A 17455-nucleotide genomic window follows, 5' to 3' on the forward strand; every position below is an offset into this window, starting at 1 on the left:
GGGGAAATTCACCTTCTTGATTCTTGTCACAGCAAAAATGAAGGATTGGCAGAGCGCCGTATGCTGATCCAGGCGAGAGCGTGTGAGGATTTAAGCCCTGGTGCGGGGTGTCATCCCGCGGGGGGAGGGGGTCGGGCGCAGCGGGCAGACCCGAGACCGGGTCGTGATCCCGGACCCCATCGCGATCCGCTCCCTGGCCTTGGTCCTTGTCCCGGCCCGCGCCCTCCCGCCGGCGCTGCTCCGAGGCCTGGCCCTCCTGCTCGTCACGCTCCAAGGCCTGCAGGTCGGCCCGGGCGTCGTGGGTGAGTTGTCCGGCCCGTTCCCGTACGGCGCGTGCTTTGTCCAGGGCGCTGTCGATGTCTTCGAAGAACGCCTCGCCTACGTCGTCGCCGGCCACGACGGCCGGGGAGGTGTCCGCTGCCGCAGGTGTACCGCGCAGCTGCTCGACCTCCGCCTGCAGCGCCAGGTACTTCTCATCCGCTGCCGCCGCGACGTCCTTGGCGGCGCTGCGGCCGGCTTCGGCCGCGGTCTTCTCCTGCTCGGCTGCGTCCTGGCGCCGTTGGGTCTGCTGCAGGGCGTTGTGCAGGCGGGCCAGACGCGGGGCGTCGGCCGCGGTCTGGGCCTGCAGGCTGTCGCGCTGCCGGGTCAGCTGGTCGATGCGGACCTGGAGCTGCCCGATGACCAGCCATAAGAGGGACACCAGGTTGGTGGTGTCGGCCAGCGCTTTGCGGCTGTTGTCGCGGGCCTCCTGCGCGATCGCCAGATCACCCTGCAGCTGCACGATCCGCTGCCTGGCCCGGGCAAGCTCCTGCCTCTGGCCGGCCGGACCGGCGGGGTCGGGCACCGGGGTGGGGTGCAGTTGCGCTTGGTCCCACACCTGCCGCGCTTGATCCCTACGCCGCTGCGCGACGGTCACGTGGCTGCTGCACACGTCGATGACGGCCTCGACGAACTCCCACTGCAATGCTGCGCCGGACAGCCGGGAGGCCACCGTCGCCCGGGAGGGGACCGTGCCGGACGCGAAGTGCTCCGCCGTCAGCTTGTCCCGCACCCCGTCCACGCCCAGGTGCGCCTCGTCCACCCAGGCCCGCAGCATCCGGGCCAGCGTGTTGATCTCCTGCGACCGGCCCCGCAGCGGCCCCCAGGCCCGGCCGGGCCCGCTGCGCGGGCCGGTGTTGCTGCCTTCCACCTGTGGCCCCCACCGTTGTCACCGTGTGCGCGGACCGTCGTCCGGTCTGGTCCGGGCCTGTCCGGCTAGGTCCGGTGCGATCGTGTGCGGCCATCTCATCAGAGGCACGGTCAAAGTGCCGCCGCTTCACCGCGATGCGGCACACCAGGCCCACAGCAATCCGCGGGCCAGGGACCACTTCAGGGAGACCCCGTGTTCCACCGCAAGCACCACGCCCGGCAACCCCATGCCACCCCTGCACCGCATCCGACTGCCTACCCGGTGACAGTGCAGGGCGCCAGCAGCGGCGTCGCCTGCGCGCCCCTCCCGGCGTCCGGCCTCCCAGCGTCCGGGCGATCCGTAGCCGCGTTGCCTGCGGGTGCCGTGTTTCCGGTTGCCCGGGAACGGGTCGTTCCCTCTGCCGCACCCCTTGCCGGAACCGCAGGGTGTGGGCAGCGGACGCAACCGGCGGACCGTCGAGAGGCAGGCGCACGATGACCACAAATCTCCCACTGTCGCTGCTGGCGGCACCGGCTACCGCCGGCACGCTCACCGCGATGGGCAGCACGCTGGGCTGGCCCGCGCTGGTCTCGTGTCTGGCGGTGCTGGTGCTTCCGGTGCTGCGCACCGTGTTGCGCTACCGGTTGCACAGCAAGGCCGTGGACAAGGCCGGCGCGCAGGATCTTCCCGCGCTCTTTCGCGCCTTCGGCCCCGACCCGGAGCCCCCGGAGCCCCCGGAGCCCCCGAGTCCGCCACCGCTGCCCCTGCCGGGTCGGGGCAGCGGACCGCGCCGGCGGCGTCGGCGGCGGTGAGCGCCGGGTTCGCCGTTCGGCCGCCGCGCCGTGGCGGGCCGGGCGACAGTTGTCTTGCCACAGCGCCGGCCCACGCCGGCCCCAGGGACAGGGATCATGAACAGTTCCACGGATCCGTTACCGCCCGGCGCGGCTCGGTGGGCTCCCGGTCCGCAGTGCGACGGAGGGTCAGGAACAGCGGATCTGCTGCTACCTGTACGGTTCCGCCTTTCGCTGTTCTACTTGCGGAATGCGCCGGCGAGACGACAGCAGTTCATGGTGTGTCACCGGCATCGTGTTCGGGTTGGTCCTCGTGGGTCTGGGCGCTTGGCGCATCGGGCCGGCGCACCACCGCGAACACCAGCAACGGGTCGTGTCGGCGTGTATCGCCGAGCGTGGTGTCGAGCAGTGCCTGCCGACGCGGACCGCCGCCATCACAAGAATCGTCACGCTGAAGGGAGGGTGGGGCGAGTCCATACTGGACGTGTATCTCGACGGGGCCTCGGAGCCGGCGTTCACGATCTCGCCGAACTGGAGTGAGCGGTACAGATCGGAGGTCGTCGTCGCCGACTCGCAGGGCGAGGTGTGGGCTTGGCAGGAGAGCGTGCACCATCGGTGGGAAGAACTGTACGAACCATGGCTGTGGTGGACACTCCTCTATCTCACACTGATCCTGATCGGCGGCTGGTTCGTACTGAGCTTCGGGAGCCAGTTGCTGATCGAGGGGCACAGTCGGTACACCGAACTGGCCGAACGCTTGGTCGCGCTGTACAGCGGAGTGAGCTTCGCGGGGATGGCGATCCTCGCCGGGTTCTCCCTCTCCTGGATCTTCGGGCTGGCGTTCATCGTCGTCGTGGCGCTGGCCGTCGGTGTCAACGGCAAAGACCTATGGCGCCATTGGCGAAACGCCTGGCGCCGTGCCCGCCGTGTACCGAGTTGACCGTACCCGCACCCGCGTCCGTGCAGGACAGCAGCCACTTCCGCCCGGCGCACGGCCGCGGCGGCAAGGCGTCAAGCTCACACGCCCCCCACACTGCTGACTCTCACTTCGGCGTCCAACTAATTTGTCATCCTGGTGTCGCGCATGTAGCCGGTCAGCGCGGCTTCTTGAACTGTGGCCCTCTGTCTTCTGGGTCTAGCTGGCTATGGCAGCCAATGACAATCTGACGTGACATCAAGTGAGAAACCGCAGGACAAGCCAGTGAGATTCCCAATAAGGTTGGCGCTCTGACCTGGGCATTCTTCCTTTATGAGGGTATCGCGGATCGGCGGTTGATCGCGAACTGAATTGTAGGTGCGCTAAGCGGGATAGTCCGAGATCCGTGCCACCACGTCGAAGGGAGCTATTCCTGGGTGTGTAGGGACGGAGCGCTACAGGTCCAGCTGTAGATCCGTGATGATCGAGCCGTCCCTGCGCGTGCGGGGCAAGAGTCGAGGACGATGAGGGTCGCCACCATGCTTGCGGTGTCATCCCTGCGTGCGCGGGGTGGAGTGCGGCGAGGGCCTCAAGGGCGACGTCCCGTGCGTGTCATCCCTGCGCGTGCAGGGCGGCACCCTGGATTCACCGCGACCACGTCCATCGGCCTGCGTCATCCCTGCGCGTGCAGGGTGGAGCTGTTCTTGAGGTTCGGCGGTGTGCTGTTGTAGGTGTCATCCCTGCGCATGCGGGGAGAGCCCGATCGGACGGGCGGGGTCTGGATGGCCACCGTGTCATCCCTGCGCATGCGGGGTGGAGGCCTTCCGAGCTGGGATGTTAGCAGGGTTTGGGATTCCCCTTACCCTATGTTGTTCTCGCTGCCTGTGGGGCGGGTGGCTTGGCGAGGGTGTTGGCATTGGTGAGGCGTCTCGGTCTTGTTTTAGGGTGGGCGGGTGGCTTAGACGTGGCGGTAATCGCTGTCGAGGGTGTACTGACGTGCATGGCGACGCAGATCGCCGATTGTCGCGGTTCCATAGGGGATGGCAGTGGCGATCATCTCTTGCCGGCTGCAGTTCCGCCTCTGCCGGCGCGTTGCCAACCTTGCGTGTGCGGGGTAGGGGCGTCTGCATGCGATCCCACTGCACCGTCTGCTAGATGCAGCTCAACCCCGATGGGTGAAAACCGAGACGCCTGCTGACGATGGCCGGTGTATGGTCGTGCCGCCTGCTGCGAGTCTCCCCGCACCGTGGTGGACAACAGCCAAATAGCAGTCGGGAGTTCGCAGTGAGTAAGAAGCAGCCGGGTAAGCCGTCACCCGATGAGGGCCTGGCAGTCGAGCAGTTCCCGACCATGAACCAGAGTTTCTACGCCGGAGACCCGGCCGACTACTTCCGCAGGCGCTTCCACTTGCTCATGTTGGCTGCTGGCAAGACGGACGAGATCAATCAGCTATTGGCAGACGGCTTCACCTTCGAGGACATCCGGGTCGATGTCCCGGTGTCCGAGCCGACTGACGATGCCGAGCGCGCGCACGCCGGGTTCATCACTACTGAGGCTGAAACGCTGCTTCATCATGCGTCCGAAGCGTTGCTGCGGCTGTTCTTCGCTCATGCTGAGCTGCCTCCATGCCCATGGCTGGAGTGCGCCCGGATGAGGCTACCCGCTGCGTTCATGAACCGGGTGAGGGATCTGTGCGAGAAGCCCATTCCTAAAGAGCAGATCGGCCGAGTCTTCCTGGCCAAGGTTCCCGACGGTGATGACCCGGCGTGGTCCCAGCAGGTTCATGACCTTGAGCGGTTCCTGCGCTTCGTGGCGCGGCGGGTACTTGATGACAAGACGCTCTACAACGCCGCCAAGCATGGCCTGGCCGTCCTGGCTGGCCCCTCATCGGTATCAATCACCAACGATCAGTCCGGAGCATCGTTCGGAGCGAGCGGCCAGAGCATGAGCTTCTTGGAAGTCCACGCGGCCGACGACAACGTCAAGACGTGGCGGCTGACCACGCGCTGGCTCAGCGCCAAGGACTCCATGTGGCTGACCGGCCTGGTCATCACAGAGATGAACACCCTGTGGGCTCTCGCCCGCGCGTACTACTCGGACGTTGTGCCGGACCGCTTCGAAGTGCTGACCACCGAGACGGTAGATGCGCTGATGCGGCTGGGGACGGGCAGCGGCAACGCCTTCACCCGCAGCAGCTTCTCCCTGACTTACTGCCAGTCGCCACCACAGGCGGACGCGGCCGGACAAACCACGACCACGGGAGCTTGATGCTGGCGCTACTGCCAATCTTCGCGCGTGACCGGCTGCGTCTGACTGCAGGGTAAGGATCCGAGCGTCGTCCAGGACGGCAGCGCAAGGCGTGTCATCCCTGCGCGTGCGGGGCAAAGGTGATCAGCGAGACGTTGGGTCGGTATACGGCCGCGTCATTCCTGCGCGTGCAGGGCGAAGGCTGCCGCGCGGGGAGGCGACTGGTGCCATGCGCGTCATCCCTGCGCGTGCAGAGTGAAGGCCAGGTCCTTGACGTCGCCCGGGAGTGTCGGCGTTTCATCCCTGCGCGTGCAGGGTGAAGAGAGCTGGCGCCGCGGATACCAGCGACCCCCGCGTGTCATCCCTGCGTATGCGGGGAGGGGTGCGGGGCCGGTGAGACAGAAGGACGTGTCGTCCCTGCGTGTGCGGGGTGGAGGATGCCGCGTTCACCGAGGACGTGACCCGGGCCGTGTCATCCCTGCGCGTGCGGGGTGGAGGCGATCCATGACAACCAGCGGATCCCCGCCGACGTGTCATCCCTGCGCGAGCGGGGTGGAGGCTTTCCGAGCTGGGACGTTAGCAGGACTTGGGAATCCCTTTTGTCCATGCGCGATCTCCCTCGGTGAAATTGTGCTTCTTGTGCCAAACAGGGGCGGATTTGTCACGGCGACGACGCCCCGTGCGGGGGCGTTCTCCCTGCGGGTGCAGGGCGACACCTTGGATTCGTCGGGACCACGTCTATCAGCTTGTTTCATCCCGGCGCGAGCAGGGGGTGCATTTCAACTCATCCCTGCACGTGCGGGGGGCGAGCAGGAGCTGGTCGAGGGCCGCGGCGAGGTCGGCGTGTCATCCCTGCGTGTGCGAGGTGGGTTGGTGTCGACTGGTCGAGATTGTAGTGGGGTTGGGGGTCGTGTGGGGCCGGTTTGAGTGCAGTCGGGGTGATGTGGTGCGCTTGGCATGCTGGTGAGGAGTCTGGCTGCTGAACGGATTTATGAGTGACCATTGTTGAGGATGCCCGGCTTGGAGGGATCGATCTGGGTCCCTACGCGGAGTTCGATGCGTCGACCTGGACGGCTTATCCGCTGTTGTTTCGGTTGCTGGATGATGCGGCGGTCGCGGGGGTGCTGTGGGATCGGTTCCTGAGTGGTTCGCAGCGTGCCGTGATCGCTGATGGTCTGCGCGTGGGGTTGGAGCAGGCGCGGTCGGGGACGGCGTTGCTGGCGGGGTTGCGGGAGTTGGGCAAGCTGGTCCCGGGTTTTCAGCGGCGTGAGTACGGCGGGTGGGTGCGGCTGGAGGAGGGTTTGGTGGCCGACGCGGGCGGCGTTGCGCATGCCCCCGTGCAGGTGGACCGGTCCTCCATGCACGTTACGCGCGGTGTGCTGGAGGGCTTCGGGTTTGGTGGTGGTGGCGGCAATGGCAGTGCCGCGGTGCGGGGTGCGCAGTGCGTCGGCGGCATGGGGGGCCGGTTCCTGCAGTTTGATGTCATGGGTGCCGGTGAGGCTCGGCGGGTTGCGGTGGCGGCCGGGGGAGTGGCATGGCAGGAGTTGCGGTCCCGGTACGCGGCGCTGGTGCGGTACCTCACCCGGGCGGGGGCGGCCCCGCAAACGATTACAGTGCCGGCGGCGCTGCTGATCACCGGAGTGGGGACCCTTGCGGGGAGACTGTCGGGGCAGCGCCAGTACTGGGCGGGTGAGGCGCACATGCCCGCGTTCGGTGCCGCCGAGCATTTCGCCAGCGCCCGGGCACGGGCCGTCGAACTGCTCGAGCAGACGGCCCTTGAGCGGGTGGAACTGGAGCCAGTGCCGTTCTCTATCGCGCATCGCCCGGCGGACGAGCCCAACGCGCTGCAGGCGTCCTTGATGGAGCACCTGCCGGGATTGGTGGCTGAGCGGGGCGCGGGTATCACGGTGATCACCGACGGTACTGGGTCGGGCAAGAGCGTGGCGGGGCTAGAAGCCGCCCGGATCAATAGCCAGCGGTGCGGTGCCTCTGGAGTGGTATGGCTGATGCCGACGACCGCCACGGCGGATGCGGCCTGGCAGATGTTGGATCGCTACGTGCGCGCGCATCAGCCGGAGCGGGCGCCGGTCACGCTGGTTCACAGCGCCACCTGGCTCAACGCCGCCTACAGCGGATCCCCGGCGGTGACTGGCGCTGCACCCACCTCCGCGGGGTCCGCGGGACCCGGGGGAGACGGCAACACCGTGCTGCCTTCCGGCGACGGCCCCGGTGGCGGGCTGGACAGCAGGCGCGGCGGCCGGGCGGTGACCGCGCCGCAGGGGTTCTTGGCCGGGCACGATGTGGCGTTGCTGGCACAGTTCGCTGCCGCGACCGTCGACCAGGCGCAGATGGCGGCCCTGCCGGTGCAGTGGAGCGCGCTGCGGCTGCTGGCCCTGTCGGGCAAGACCGTGGTGGTCGACGAGGCCCACGCGCTGACGCCGTTCAGCCAGCTGCAGCTGCTGCGGCTGCTGGACTGGCTGGGGGCGCTACGCACCCCGGTGGTACTGCTGTCGGCGACGATGCCCGCCTCGACCAGCAGCGCCCTGGTCACCGCTTATCTGTCGGGGGCGGCCCGGGCGGCGGGCCGCCGGCCACCCGCCGTAACCCAGGAGGAGGACTTCGCGCCGTCGTATCCGGGCTGGCTGTTCGCCGACGCCGAGACGGGCACCGCCCACCGCATGCAGCCCGCGGCTCGCGCCCGCCATGTGCTGGCCGGCAGCCGGCCGGTGCGCATCGCGATGCGCGGTGTCATCAACCAGCCCCTGGGCTCCGTAGACCGGGTGGTGGGGGAGGGCGAGCGGCTGGCGGCCGTCGCCGGGGCGATCAGTCAGGTCATCCACGACGGCGGCTGCGCAGCGGTGTCCTGCGCGACGGTCGCTGTCGCGCAGGACACCTACCGCTACCTGCAGCGCACCTGGCCTGGCCGGCGGGAGGAACTGGTGCTGCTGCACGCACGGTTCCCCGGGTTCGTCCGTGAGGAGCGCACCGGGTTCCTGCGCCGAGTGTTGGGACCGGCAGGTGTGCGTCCGGGCCGCTTGGTCGTGGTCACCACGAGCCTGCTGGACACCAGCTTGGACGTGGATGTCGATGTGATGGTCAGCGACCTGGCCTCGATGGCCCGGCTGTTGCAGCGCGCGGGACGGCTGGCCCGTTTCCACCTGGCCTGGAAATCTGCCGGCCACCGCCGCCCCTCGTGGTGGCGGCAGGACCATGTGCCGCAGTTGACCGTGCTGCAGCCACTGGGCCAATCGGGAGCGACCGCGGTGCCCCGCGAGTGGGGCACCGCCGAGCCGGGCTTTGTCCTGCATGCCACCGCCGCCCTGCTGGAGGCACGCGGCAGCGACCTGTACCTGGACCTGCCCGGCGGGGTGCAGGAACTGGTCGAGCAGGTCCACGGCGACCATTCCGCGTTCTCTGAGCAGACCACGGCCCTGCGGCGACTACTGGCAGGCCACCTGCAGCGCACCACGGCACACGAACACCTCAGCGCGGTGCACCTGATCCCTCCTGCGGCACGGATCTCGTCCCTGGCCGATCTGCACCGCCAGTACCTGACGGCGGCCGACGCGGTCACCCGCCTGGGGACCTTGCCGCGGCGGCTGCTGCCCTGCTACTTCACCCTCGGCGGGCAACTGGCCCTGGACCGCGCCGGCCGGCAACCGCTGCCCGACCAGACCCACCTCCAACCGGGCCACATCCTGCGGATCCTCGCGCACACGGTGCCGGTGCCGACCGCCTGGGTGGCGCGCCGCAGCCTGCAGCACCGCCCTCCGGCCAGCTGGCAGCAGGACCCGCTGCTCGCCGACCTGGTCCTGCTGCCCGCAGCCGCTGGCGATCCCGGCCATGCCGAGCGCTTCGGACGGCACGTTCTGCGCATGGACGATGAGCTCGGTTTGGTTCACCACCAGACCCGCTGACCGCGGCGGGAGCTGCGCCAGCTGCACCGGAATTCCCGAAGCTCCACACGTCCCATAGAGCGGATTATCGTACGTTTCGCGCGAGTTGGACATGGATCGTGACCCTGTGATTGGCTCGGATCACCCGGACGGCCGAACGGTCCGGTTAGGGGCGCACCGCCGTGCCACAAGCACACTTGGCAGCGTGTCAGCTCCCCAGTCCCATGCCACCGCCTAGGGGACGTGCCTCCTGCCTGGTTGTTCGAGCCCCGGGGGCTCTCGGCACCTGCCAGGTCCGGACAACCTTGCTCCATTTCTCTACCCGCAGCCGTCCGCGGCGGGCGCACGTTCCTGGTGTGCCCGCCGGTCCAGGTCGACCGGTCCTAAGCCGACCTCGAACCGGAACTGCCGGAAGTGAAACCTGCCGCCGCCCCTCGTTTTGCCATCCGCCCGTGCCACCGCTTCGCTGTGTCCTTCGCAGGAGACAACCACCCATGACCTCTTCCGCACCTTCTCCTGCCCGTGCCGGTTTCAGTGCCGCCGACGACGGCTGGATCGACGTCCGCTCCGGTACCGCTTACTGCCAAGTGGGCTTGCGTGAAATGTTCCTGACCGCCCATACCCTCGACGACCTGGCCATACCGACCGCACCGGCGGCATCCGCGCTGCTGCGGATCTGCGCGGCGATCACCGCCCGCATCACCGCCTTGGACGACCCGGAGTTAACCGCCGAGCAATGGGTCACCGCCCGCGCGGCCCTGTTCGCCCTCGGCCGGTTTAACCAGGACGCAGTCAACGCCTACTTCGACGATCCCGCGCACTGCTTTGAGGTCTTCGACCCGAACCGACCGTTCCTGCAGGACCCCATGCTGGCCTCCCAGTGCCCGGCCCCCTCAGGCATCAACCGGCTGGTCTTCGGCCGCCCGTCCGGCAACAACTTGGCCTGGCTGAGCCCGCACCACGATCTGGAACCCTTGCCGGTGCCGACGCCGGTGGCTCTGCAGCACCTGCTCATCCACCACTATTACGGGGCGTCCGGTGCCACCACACCGCGCACCGTCGGCTCCCGCAAACCCGACTCAAACGGCGGCCGCGCCGGACCACTGCGTTCCACGGTCTCCTTCCACCCCCTGGGCCGCACCCTGCACGAGACGCTTCTGGCCCAGGTGCCCCACCTCACCGGCGAACCATGGGACGCGCCTGACACCTGCCCGTGGGAGGGAAACGCACCGCCGGCCCCCGATGCGCCACTTGCGCCGGTGACCTGGCCCGGGCGGCTGCTGACCGGCCGCTCCCGCCATGCCCTGCTACTCGTGCCCAGCACCGACGGCACCTATGTCAGCGACGTCTACCTGACGTGGTCCACCAAACAGCCCGCGCTGAGCGCAACGGACCCCTACCTGGTCATGCGTACCGCCACCAAGAAGAAGACCGCGCTGCCCCCGTTTCCGCGCCGCGCAGACGCCGACCGGGCCTGGTGGCGGGAACTGGACGCCCTGCTGCTCGCCCCCGACGAGCACCGAGCGTTCCGCCGCCCGCAGATCTTCGACACCCTCAACGACCTTCCGCCGGATGTCCGCGCGAACATGCGGGTGCGCGTGCACGGCTTCGACCAGGACGGCAAGGTCAACAACCGCCACTGGTACACCGCGATCACCCCACCGATCCTTACCTGGGCTCAGGAACACGACCCGCAGCGCGCCGAGCGGATCGCTCAGTGCGTCGCTGCGGCAGAAGACTGCGCCACACGGCTGTCGTTCCTTACCGGACAAGCGTGGAAAGACACCATCGACGGTCCCGGCACCGGTGGTACCGCACCCGCCCGGGATCCGGGGAAGAAGACCAAGAATCCGTGGGCAACGCCCGCCCTGGCGGCGTACTGGCCGCTGGCCGAACAGACCTTCTGGCGTCTGCTTCACGACCTGGACACCCCGGCGCGGGCCGCATTCGTCACCGCCGCGGAAAACGCCCTGCGCACCGTCACCCGCAGCGACCGCATCCGCTACCGCCACGCCGCCCGCGCCGTGGCCGCAGCCGTCGCCCAACTGCGCCGCCCCCCACGCGCCCGGACCGAAGGAACGGACCGCTGATGCCCACCGCTGCGGACTACCGCCGCCACTACGAGGACTTCACCACCAGCATCCTGCACCTGTGTACTGACCCCGGTGTGCGACGGGACCTGAAAGACGGCCGAGGACGGCCTGTCAAGGAATGCACCCGGATGCACCGCTACCTCACGGTGCGCACCGCCGGGCACAGCCAGCGCCGCGCCCACTACACCACCGCGTCCCTCATCGCCCTGGTCGATCCGCTCCAGGAAGCACGCACCCGCCCGTACCCGCCCGCCGCACCCGGCCAGCCGTCGGCCACCGGCGGCACCGGCGAGGCGTCCGCAGCACCCCCACCCGGCGCCGGGCCGCCCTCCCCGGCAACGACACCACCGCCACCGGTAGCGACGCCACCGACGGCTCACACCACTGCCAGCCCCGGGGAGCTGGACCGCTACACCGCGGCGCTGTGGCGCCGACGCCCCAACCTCGGCACGACCTTGGCGCGCGCGGTACGACGGGGCGGCTTCAACGAGGACCGCACCGACGACCTCCTACATGTGCTGGTGGCCGTCGGCGATGACCACCTGCACCAGTATCTGCTGCCGTCCCTGACCGACCGGCTGCTGGCCTGCGGGCTGGAACTGGACTGGCCGGTCCTCCTGGACGACCTGGCCGCGCGCACCTTCGACGCCGACGAGGTCAGCACCCGCTGGCTCGACGCGTTCTACCTGACCCTGACCCCGCCCACGAACGGACCCTCGTGACCATCGGCTCCCGCTTCTTAGACCTGCACGCCCTGCATCCCGTCACCGCCTCCAACATGAACCGCGGGGAGAGCGGCCAACCCAAAATGATCAGACTGGGGGACGCCGACCGCGGCATGGTCTCCTCCCAGGCGTGGAAACGCCCGATCCGCCTGGAGCTCGAAGAGGAGCTCGGTGAGGCCGCTGCCCGCACCCGCATGATCCCCCTGGCCGTCGCCGACACTTTGCGCGACCTGGGCTGGCCGGAAGATTTGGCACATTTCACCGCCGCCCAGATCCCCCGCAGCGCCAAGACCGACGGGCTCAAGACCAACCCCGAGGAAGGGCACCGCACCCAGGCCATGCTCTTCCTGCCCGCCGACACGGCCGGCCGACTGGTGGAGATTTGTGCCGCGCACCGCGGGGAGCTGGAGGCGGCACTGGCCGAGCAGGCGCAGACCGGTAGGGCCGCCCCGCCCGTGCTGCCCGCCCGCCAGATCGCCGCCGAACTCACCCGGCGCACCGCCACCATCAACCTGTTCGGTCGGATGCTCGCCGAGATCCCCACCGGTCATGTGGAAGGCGCCGTGCAAGTGGCGCCGGCGTTCACCGTCCACAAGGCCCACCTGCAACCGGACTTCTTCACCGCCGGCGAGGACTGGCCCCGTCCCCACGAGCGCGGAAGCGCCCACATGCAGACCGCGTTTTTGACCGCCGGCGTCTTCTACCGCTTCGCGACCGTCAACGTCACCGCACTGATCGGCAACCTCGACGGGGACACTGCCGCCGCGGCCAAGCTGATCGACCTGTTCGTCTTCGCCTTCGCCATGACCATGCCGAAAGGCAAGCAGAACTCCACCGCCCACCACACCGTGCCGGACCTGGTCCACTACGTCGTCCGCGACCGCCGGCCGATCTCCTACGGCGCCGCGTTCGAGCAGCCCGTCACCGCGCGCAGCCAGGGCCACCTCCTGCCCGCCCGCCAGGCGCTGGTCGACTACGCCGCCACCATCGACCGCCTGGTCGGCACCCGGCGCCGCATCGCCCACGGCCACGCCACCGCCGCGAACCACCCCCTGGACCAGCTCGGCACCCACCACCCCGGCTTCGAGGACCTCGCCGCCCAAGCCGCGACCGCCGCACTGTCCACATCACCCCGTGCAGGCACCGAACCGGCGGAGAGCGGGGCGTGAGCCGCGGACTGGTCCTGCGCATGGCCGGCCTCATCCAAGCCTGGGGCGAGAACGCCACCTTCCCCCACCGCGATACCGCACCCCACCCCACCCGCTCCGCCCTGATCGGCATGTTCGCCGCCGCCCAGGGCCGCACCCGCGAAGACGCCCTCACCCCCTACGACGACCTGCCCGGGGCACCCGCCCACCAGGACATGGTCTTCACCTTCCGCCTCGACCGCCCCGGCACCCTCTACCGCGACTTCCACACCGCCGGCGGCGGCCGCCCCCACAAACAAGGCCTGCGCACCGCCGCCGGCGAATACCGCGCCCAGAGCAAATCCACCCAGGTCACCTACCGCGACTACCTGACCGACGCCGTGTTCACCGTCGCCGTCCAAGGCCCCCCACCGCTGCTCGCGCACATCGCCGCGACCCTGACCGAACCCGTGTTCTCGCCCTACCTGGGACGCCGCGCCTGCCTGCCCGACGAACCCCTCCTGATCCACACCGACACCCCCGACCCGGTGACCGCGCTGCGCGAAAGGGTCCCGCTGACCCTGGCCAGCGCTCCCACCGCCGAGCACGTGCAGGTCACCTTCCTCCACGAACACCCCCAGACCCCCGGCGACCTGCCCGAACGCGAGAGCCCCAGCCAACCGGCCGACTTCACCAACACCTCCCGCACCCACCTGCTGCGCCCCCTGTGGCGCACCACCGAACACCTATCCGCGGCCCTGTACGCCGGGCCGCGCCCCATCGAGACACTCACCGACTACATCCTGCAAGGAACCCCATGTCCGCGATCTTGACCCGCATCGCCGTCAACCGTGGCCACCGCCTGGCCCGCGCCGACCTCGCCGACCGCTCCGGCCTGCACAAGACCCTCATGCGGCTGCTGGCCGACCCCACCGGGCCCACCCCCCGCAAAACCGGCGGCCTGCTGTTCCGCCTCGAGACCGGAACCGATCCCGTCCTGCTCGTACAGACCGCCGGACCCCCGGACCTGGCCGCCCTGCCCGCCGGCTACGGCACCGCCGACACCCGCGACCTGACCCCAATGCTGTCCGCCCTCGTCCCCGGTCTGCAGGTGTACTACCGCATCACCGCAGCCCCCACCGCCTACCGGCCCAGCACACCCCCTGACCCATCCACCGGGCGCCGCCCCCGCGGCACCCTCATCTACCTCAAGGACCACCAGGCGCTCGCATGGTGGCAGCGCCGGGCCCCAGCAGTTGGCCTGCAACTGACCGAACCGATCCAGGCCACACCGCGCGCGTTCCCCACCTCCCAACGGCCCGCCCCGCACTACCGGCTCACCCAGTTCGACGGCACCGCGACCATCACCGACCCGGCCGTCTTGGCCACCGCCCTGCACGACGGCATCGGCAAAGGCAAGCCCTACGGCGCAGGCCTGCTCACCCTCGCCCCCGTCTGAGCCTGCACCTAGAGAGAACCCCCGAGAGAACCTGGCCCCTGATGAAGCCGCCGCCTCCACCCCCGCCGCCCCCCGACCTCACCCAACTGCGCGCCCTGGCCATCCGCCTGCTCCTGGCCGACGCAGCCCAGCAAAAGGTCACACCAGGCCGAATCCAAGCGGTCGCCCACGCCCATGGCGTCCACCCCCGCACCGTGCGCCGCTGGGTCGACAACGCCCGCACCAACGGCGGCACCTACACCCCCGCCGGCCGCCCCCACTTCCAACTCACCCCCCACATGCTGGACGTCATCGCCCGCAACCGCGGCAACGTCAGCGCCGCCCACCAGGAACTGACCGCCGCAGAGAAACAGGCCAAGGCACAAAAACCGGCCGACACCGCAGCCCGCGACCCCGCCCAACCCAAAATCCCCTCCCTCGCCACCTTCCACCGCGCCGCCCACCGCCACCTCAACCCCGGCCAGCGAGCCGGACTGCGCAAAGGCGAGAGCACCCGCCGCGCCTTCGATGTCTTCGGTAAACGCGAACGCCACCACCGCAACTACGCCTGGGAGACCGACCACGTCGAGGCCAGCGTCAAAGTCCTCGTCGACGGCCACATCCGCAAACCCTGGATCACCTGGTTCGTGGACAGCGCCACCGACGGCATCTGCGGCCTGTGTATCACTCCGCAAACCCCCAGCCGCGAAAGCATCCTCGTCGCCCTACGCGACGCCCTGCTGACCACCTCCGAGCACGGGCCCTTGGGCGGACGACCCGAACGGCTGCGCGTCGACGGCGGCAAAGACTTCCTGTGCAAGACCGTCGACGAGGCCGTCTCGGCCCTGGGCACCGAACTCATCGTCCTGCCACCGCGCCGTCCCGACCTGAAACCCACTGTCGAAGCCATCAACGGAGCCGTCAAGAAGACACTGTTCGCCGACATGCCCGGCTACGCCCACGCCCCGACCCTCGCCGGCAACAAACCCGTCGACCCCAACCAGCAACTGCTGCACTACGAGGACTTCGTCATCCGGGTCCTTGACTGGGCACGCCGCTGGAACACCGAACACGCCCTGCACGCCTTGGACGGCAAGACCCCTGCCCAGGCCTGGGCCGCGGACATCACCCCCCTGACCATCATCAACCCCGAAGACGTCCACACCTTTACCTTGGAACGCCGCGGAAAACCCGTGAAGATCAACAACGACGGGGTCCACTGGCGAGGCCGCACCTACGTCGAGGAGTGGATGTCGGGAAGGGCGGGGGAGCGGGTCCACTTGCGCTACATGCCCCACCACGACCACCGCGTGGAACTGTATGACCCGCAAACCGGCACCCACCTGGGCGCAGCCTTCTGCACCACCGGACTGACTCCCGCCCAACGGCGCTCCCTCGACCGCGGCCGCACCCGCCAGGCCAATGACCTCCGCAAGCGCCTGAAGAAAGCCGAACGGGACCGAAAGGTCCGCTACGCCGCGACCAGCCAGCCCGCCTCCCTGCTCCGGCTGGACCCCCTCACCCCAGCCCAGGCTGAGCAGCAACTACGCGAACTCGGCGGCACCGGACCGGTAACCGACGCACCGCCCTCCTTCGTCCCGCTGCCCGCGCCCACCGACGGCTGGGCGGTACCCCGACCACGCCCTGAACCCACCGACAGCACCGGCCGTGATCACTCCACGAGCGAGGACAACGAGTGAACGACACCGCGCAAGCCCCCCTGCGCGGCGGTCGCCTGCCGGCCGCCGACAAAGACCACTTCATCGGCCTCGAAGGCGCCGCGCCGGTAGCCACCGACGCCGTCCGCGCAACCGAAGCTCTCATCCAGCGAGCCATGGCCCGCGCGGCCATGGCCTGCGTCCATGGCCGCGTTGGCCTGGGGAAGACCTTCGCCGTCAACGCCGCCTGCCGTAAACTCGCCGCCGATACCACCCTGGTCCTGCAATTCGCCGAAACCCCCCACATGCCCGAGATCCGGGCGGCCCTGTGGAGCGCGCTGGACCTGCCCGGCCAAGCCCCCACCAATACCCCCCACCTGTGCGACGAACAGATCAAGAAGGCCCTGGCCGCGAGCTACCACCTATTGCTGTTCGACGAGGTACAGCACCTCGGCCGCACCGCACTGGAATACGTCAGAGATATCTGGGACACCAACTCCAAGACCACCAGGAACCTGTCAGTCATCCTCGTGGGCAGCGCCAACACCCGCCAGAAGATCCTCCACTGCGAGCCGTTGCACAACCGCATTCACAAGTGGCAGCAATTCAGCCCGCTGACACCGTCGGAAGTCCTGAACATCATCCCCAGCTATCACCCCCTGTGGCGGGACACCCACGACTCCCTCCTGCTCTGGATCGACGACCGGGCCTGCCACGGCTGCTTCCGCGCCTGGGCCAACCTCACCGTCGTCCTCCAAGACGCCCTGGAGGACGACCCGAACCTGAACATCGACAAAGACCTGCTCCGCTGGGCGCTAGGCCAACTCGACCCCACCACCCGCTTCCCCGGCACAATCGAAGCATCCGACGACTGAGACCCACCCCGACAGCACAACCGGTCGGCGAGGGAATCTCCAAGTACCGAGGCGGTCGCGCCGGGCGTGCGCGGGGAGAGCGGGCCGGTACTGGACCTCTGTACCACCGTAGACAGCGGCTACCGCCTGTTCGGGCTGCCGCTCCTTACCAGGGATGAGGTGGACGAGAACCTGTATGCCATCCTGAAAGCGTGTGCTGGGCGCATCGACGTCTTGGCCTAGCAGCTCCATGCATCTGCGCCCCTTCCCGACGGCCGCTTCTCTCACTTGCCCGCAGAAGCTGGACAGGACTACGGAGTCGCAAGGGAGGTGAAGATATGCCTGGAACGCGAGTGCGATATCCGGAGCCCCCATGATGGGTGATCGCGCGGATCGTCATCGATCTGGTGGGGAGCTTGGTACGCCAGATCCGGAGTACGGGCCGCCTACTGACCTTCCAAGCGTAAAGTCGTCATGGCGGGATCGTGGCTGGTCGGAGGCGGGTGCCGGTGAGGCATCCGTCGATGATGTCGCTGCGGTAC

At 68.9% G+C, this 17455-nt stretch carries 12 protein-coding genes; 11 read left to right on the forward strand and 1 reads right to left on the reverse strand.

The window, feature by feature from the left end; all coding sequences use genetic code 11:
* The coding region (locus ABZ721_RS39875; RefSeq protein WP_358793737.1) for a hypothetical protein at positions 1 to 1189 on the reverse strand (1189 nt) is incomplete at its 3' end.
* A gap of 473 nt (positions 1190 to 1662) precedes the next feature.
* Here ABZ721_RS39875 and ABZ721_RS39880 point away from each other — a divergent pair.
* The 11 genes from ABZ721_RS39880 to ABZ721_RS39930 all read left to right on the forward strand — a co-directional run bounded on the left by ABZ721_RS39880 (position 1663) and on the right by ABZ721_RS39930 (position 16934).
* Positions 1663 to 1980 (forward strand): hypothetical protein, encoded by a 318-nt coding sequence (locus ABZ721_RS39880; RefSeq protein WP_358793738.1) that lies wholly within the window; start codon positions 1663 to 1665, stop codon positions 1978 to 1980.
* Between the two features lie 229 nt (positions 1981 to 2209).
* Complete coding sequence (locus ABZ721_RS39885) at positions 2210 to 2899, forward strand: hypothetical protein (protein ID WP_358793739.1); 690 nt, start codon at positions 2210 to 2212, stop codon at positions 2897 to 2899.
* A 1260-nt stretch (positions 2900 to 4159) separates the two neighbouring features.
* The gene (locus tag ABZ721_RS39890) at positions 4160 to 5143 is read left to right on the forward strand and encodes a hypothetical protein (protein ID WP_358793740.1); all 984 of its coding nucleotides are present in this window, start codon (positions 4160 to 4162) and stop codon (positions 5141 to 5143) included.
* A gap of 974 nt (positions 5144 to 6117) precedes the next feature.
* A complete protein-coding gene (locus ABZ721_RS39895; protein ID WP_358793741.1) occupies positions 6118 to 9039 on the forward strand; it encodes an HD domain-containing protein in 2922 nt (973 codons plus the stop codon).
* A 473-nt stretch (positions 9040 to 9512) separates the two neighbouring features.
* On the forward strand, positions 9513 to 11108 hold the full coding sequence (casA, locus tag ABZ721_RS39900) for a type I-E CRISPR-associated protein Cse1/CasA (RefSeq protein WP_358793742.1): 1596 nt from the start codon (positions 9513 to 9515) through the stop codon (positions 11106 to 11108).
* Entirely contained in the window at positions 11108 to 11833 is a 726-nt protein-coding gene (locus tag ABZ721_RS39905; RefSeq protein ID WP_358793743.1) for a type I-E CRISPR-associated protein Cse2/CasB, read from the forward strand. The genes casA and ABZ721_RS39905 overlap by 1 nt, the downstream gene beginning before the upstream one ends.
* Entirely contained in the window at positions 11830 to 13005 is a 1176-nt protein-coding gene (cas7e, locus tag ABZ721_RS39910; protein ID WP_358793744.1) for a type I-E CRISPR-associated protein Cas7/Cse4/CasC, read from the forward strand. The genes ABZ721_RS39905 and cas7e overlap by 4 nt, the downstream gene beginning before the upstream one ends.
* Complete coding sequence (cas5e, locus tag ABZ721_RS39915) at positions 13002 to 13796, forward strand: type I-E CRISPR-associated protein Cas5/CasD (RefSeq protein WP_358793745.1); 795 nt, start codon at positions 13002 to 13004, stop codon at positions 13794 to 13796. Before cas7e ends, cas5e begins: the two co-directional genes overlap by 4 nt.
* Complete coding sequence (gene cas6e, locus ABZ721_RS39920; RefSeq protein WP_358793746.1) at positions 13781 to 14422, forward strand: type I-E CRISPR-associated protein Cas6/Cse3/CasE; 642 nt, start codon at positions 13781 to 13783, stop codon at positions 14420 to 14422. Before cas5e ends, cas6e begins: the two co-directional genes overlap by 16 nt.
* 278 nt (positions 14423 to 14700) lie before the next feature.
* The gene (locus ABZ721_RS39925) at positions 14701 to 16101 is read left to right on the forward strand and encodes a Mu transposase C-terminal domain-containing protein (protein ID WP_358793747.1); all 1401 of its coding nucleotides are present in this window, start codon (positions 14701 to 14703) and stop codon (positions 16099 to 16101) included.
* Complete coding sequence (locus ABZ721_RS39930) at positions 16098 to 16934, forward strand: ATP-binding protein (protein WP_358793748.1); 837 nt, start codon at positions 16098 to 16100, stop codon at positions 16932 to 16934. The genes ABZ721_RS39925 and ABZ721_RS39930 overlap by 4 nt, the downstream gene beginning before the upstream one ends.
* Positions 16935 to 17455: the final 521 nt, after the last annotated feature.

Origin of the sequence: Streptomyces sp. NPDC006733, assembly GCF_040636125.1 — a bacterium.
Taxonomy (GTDB): domain Bacteria; phylum Actinomycetota; class Actinomycetes; order Streptomycetales; family Streptomycetaceae; genus Actinacidiphila.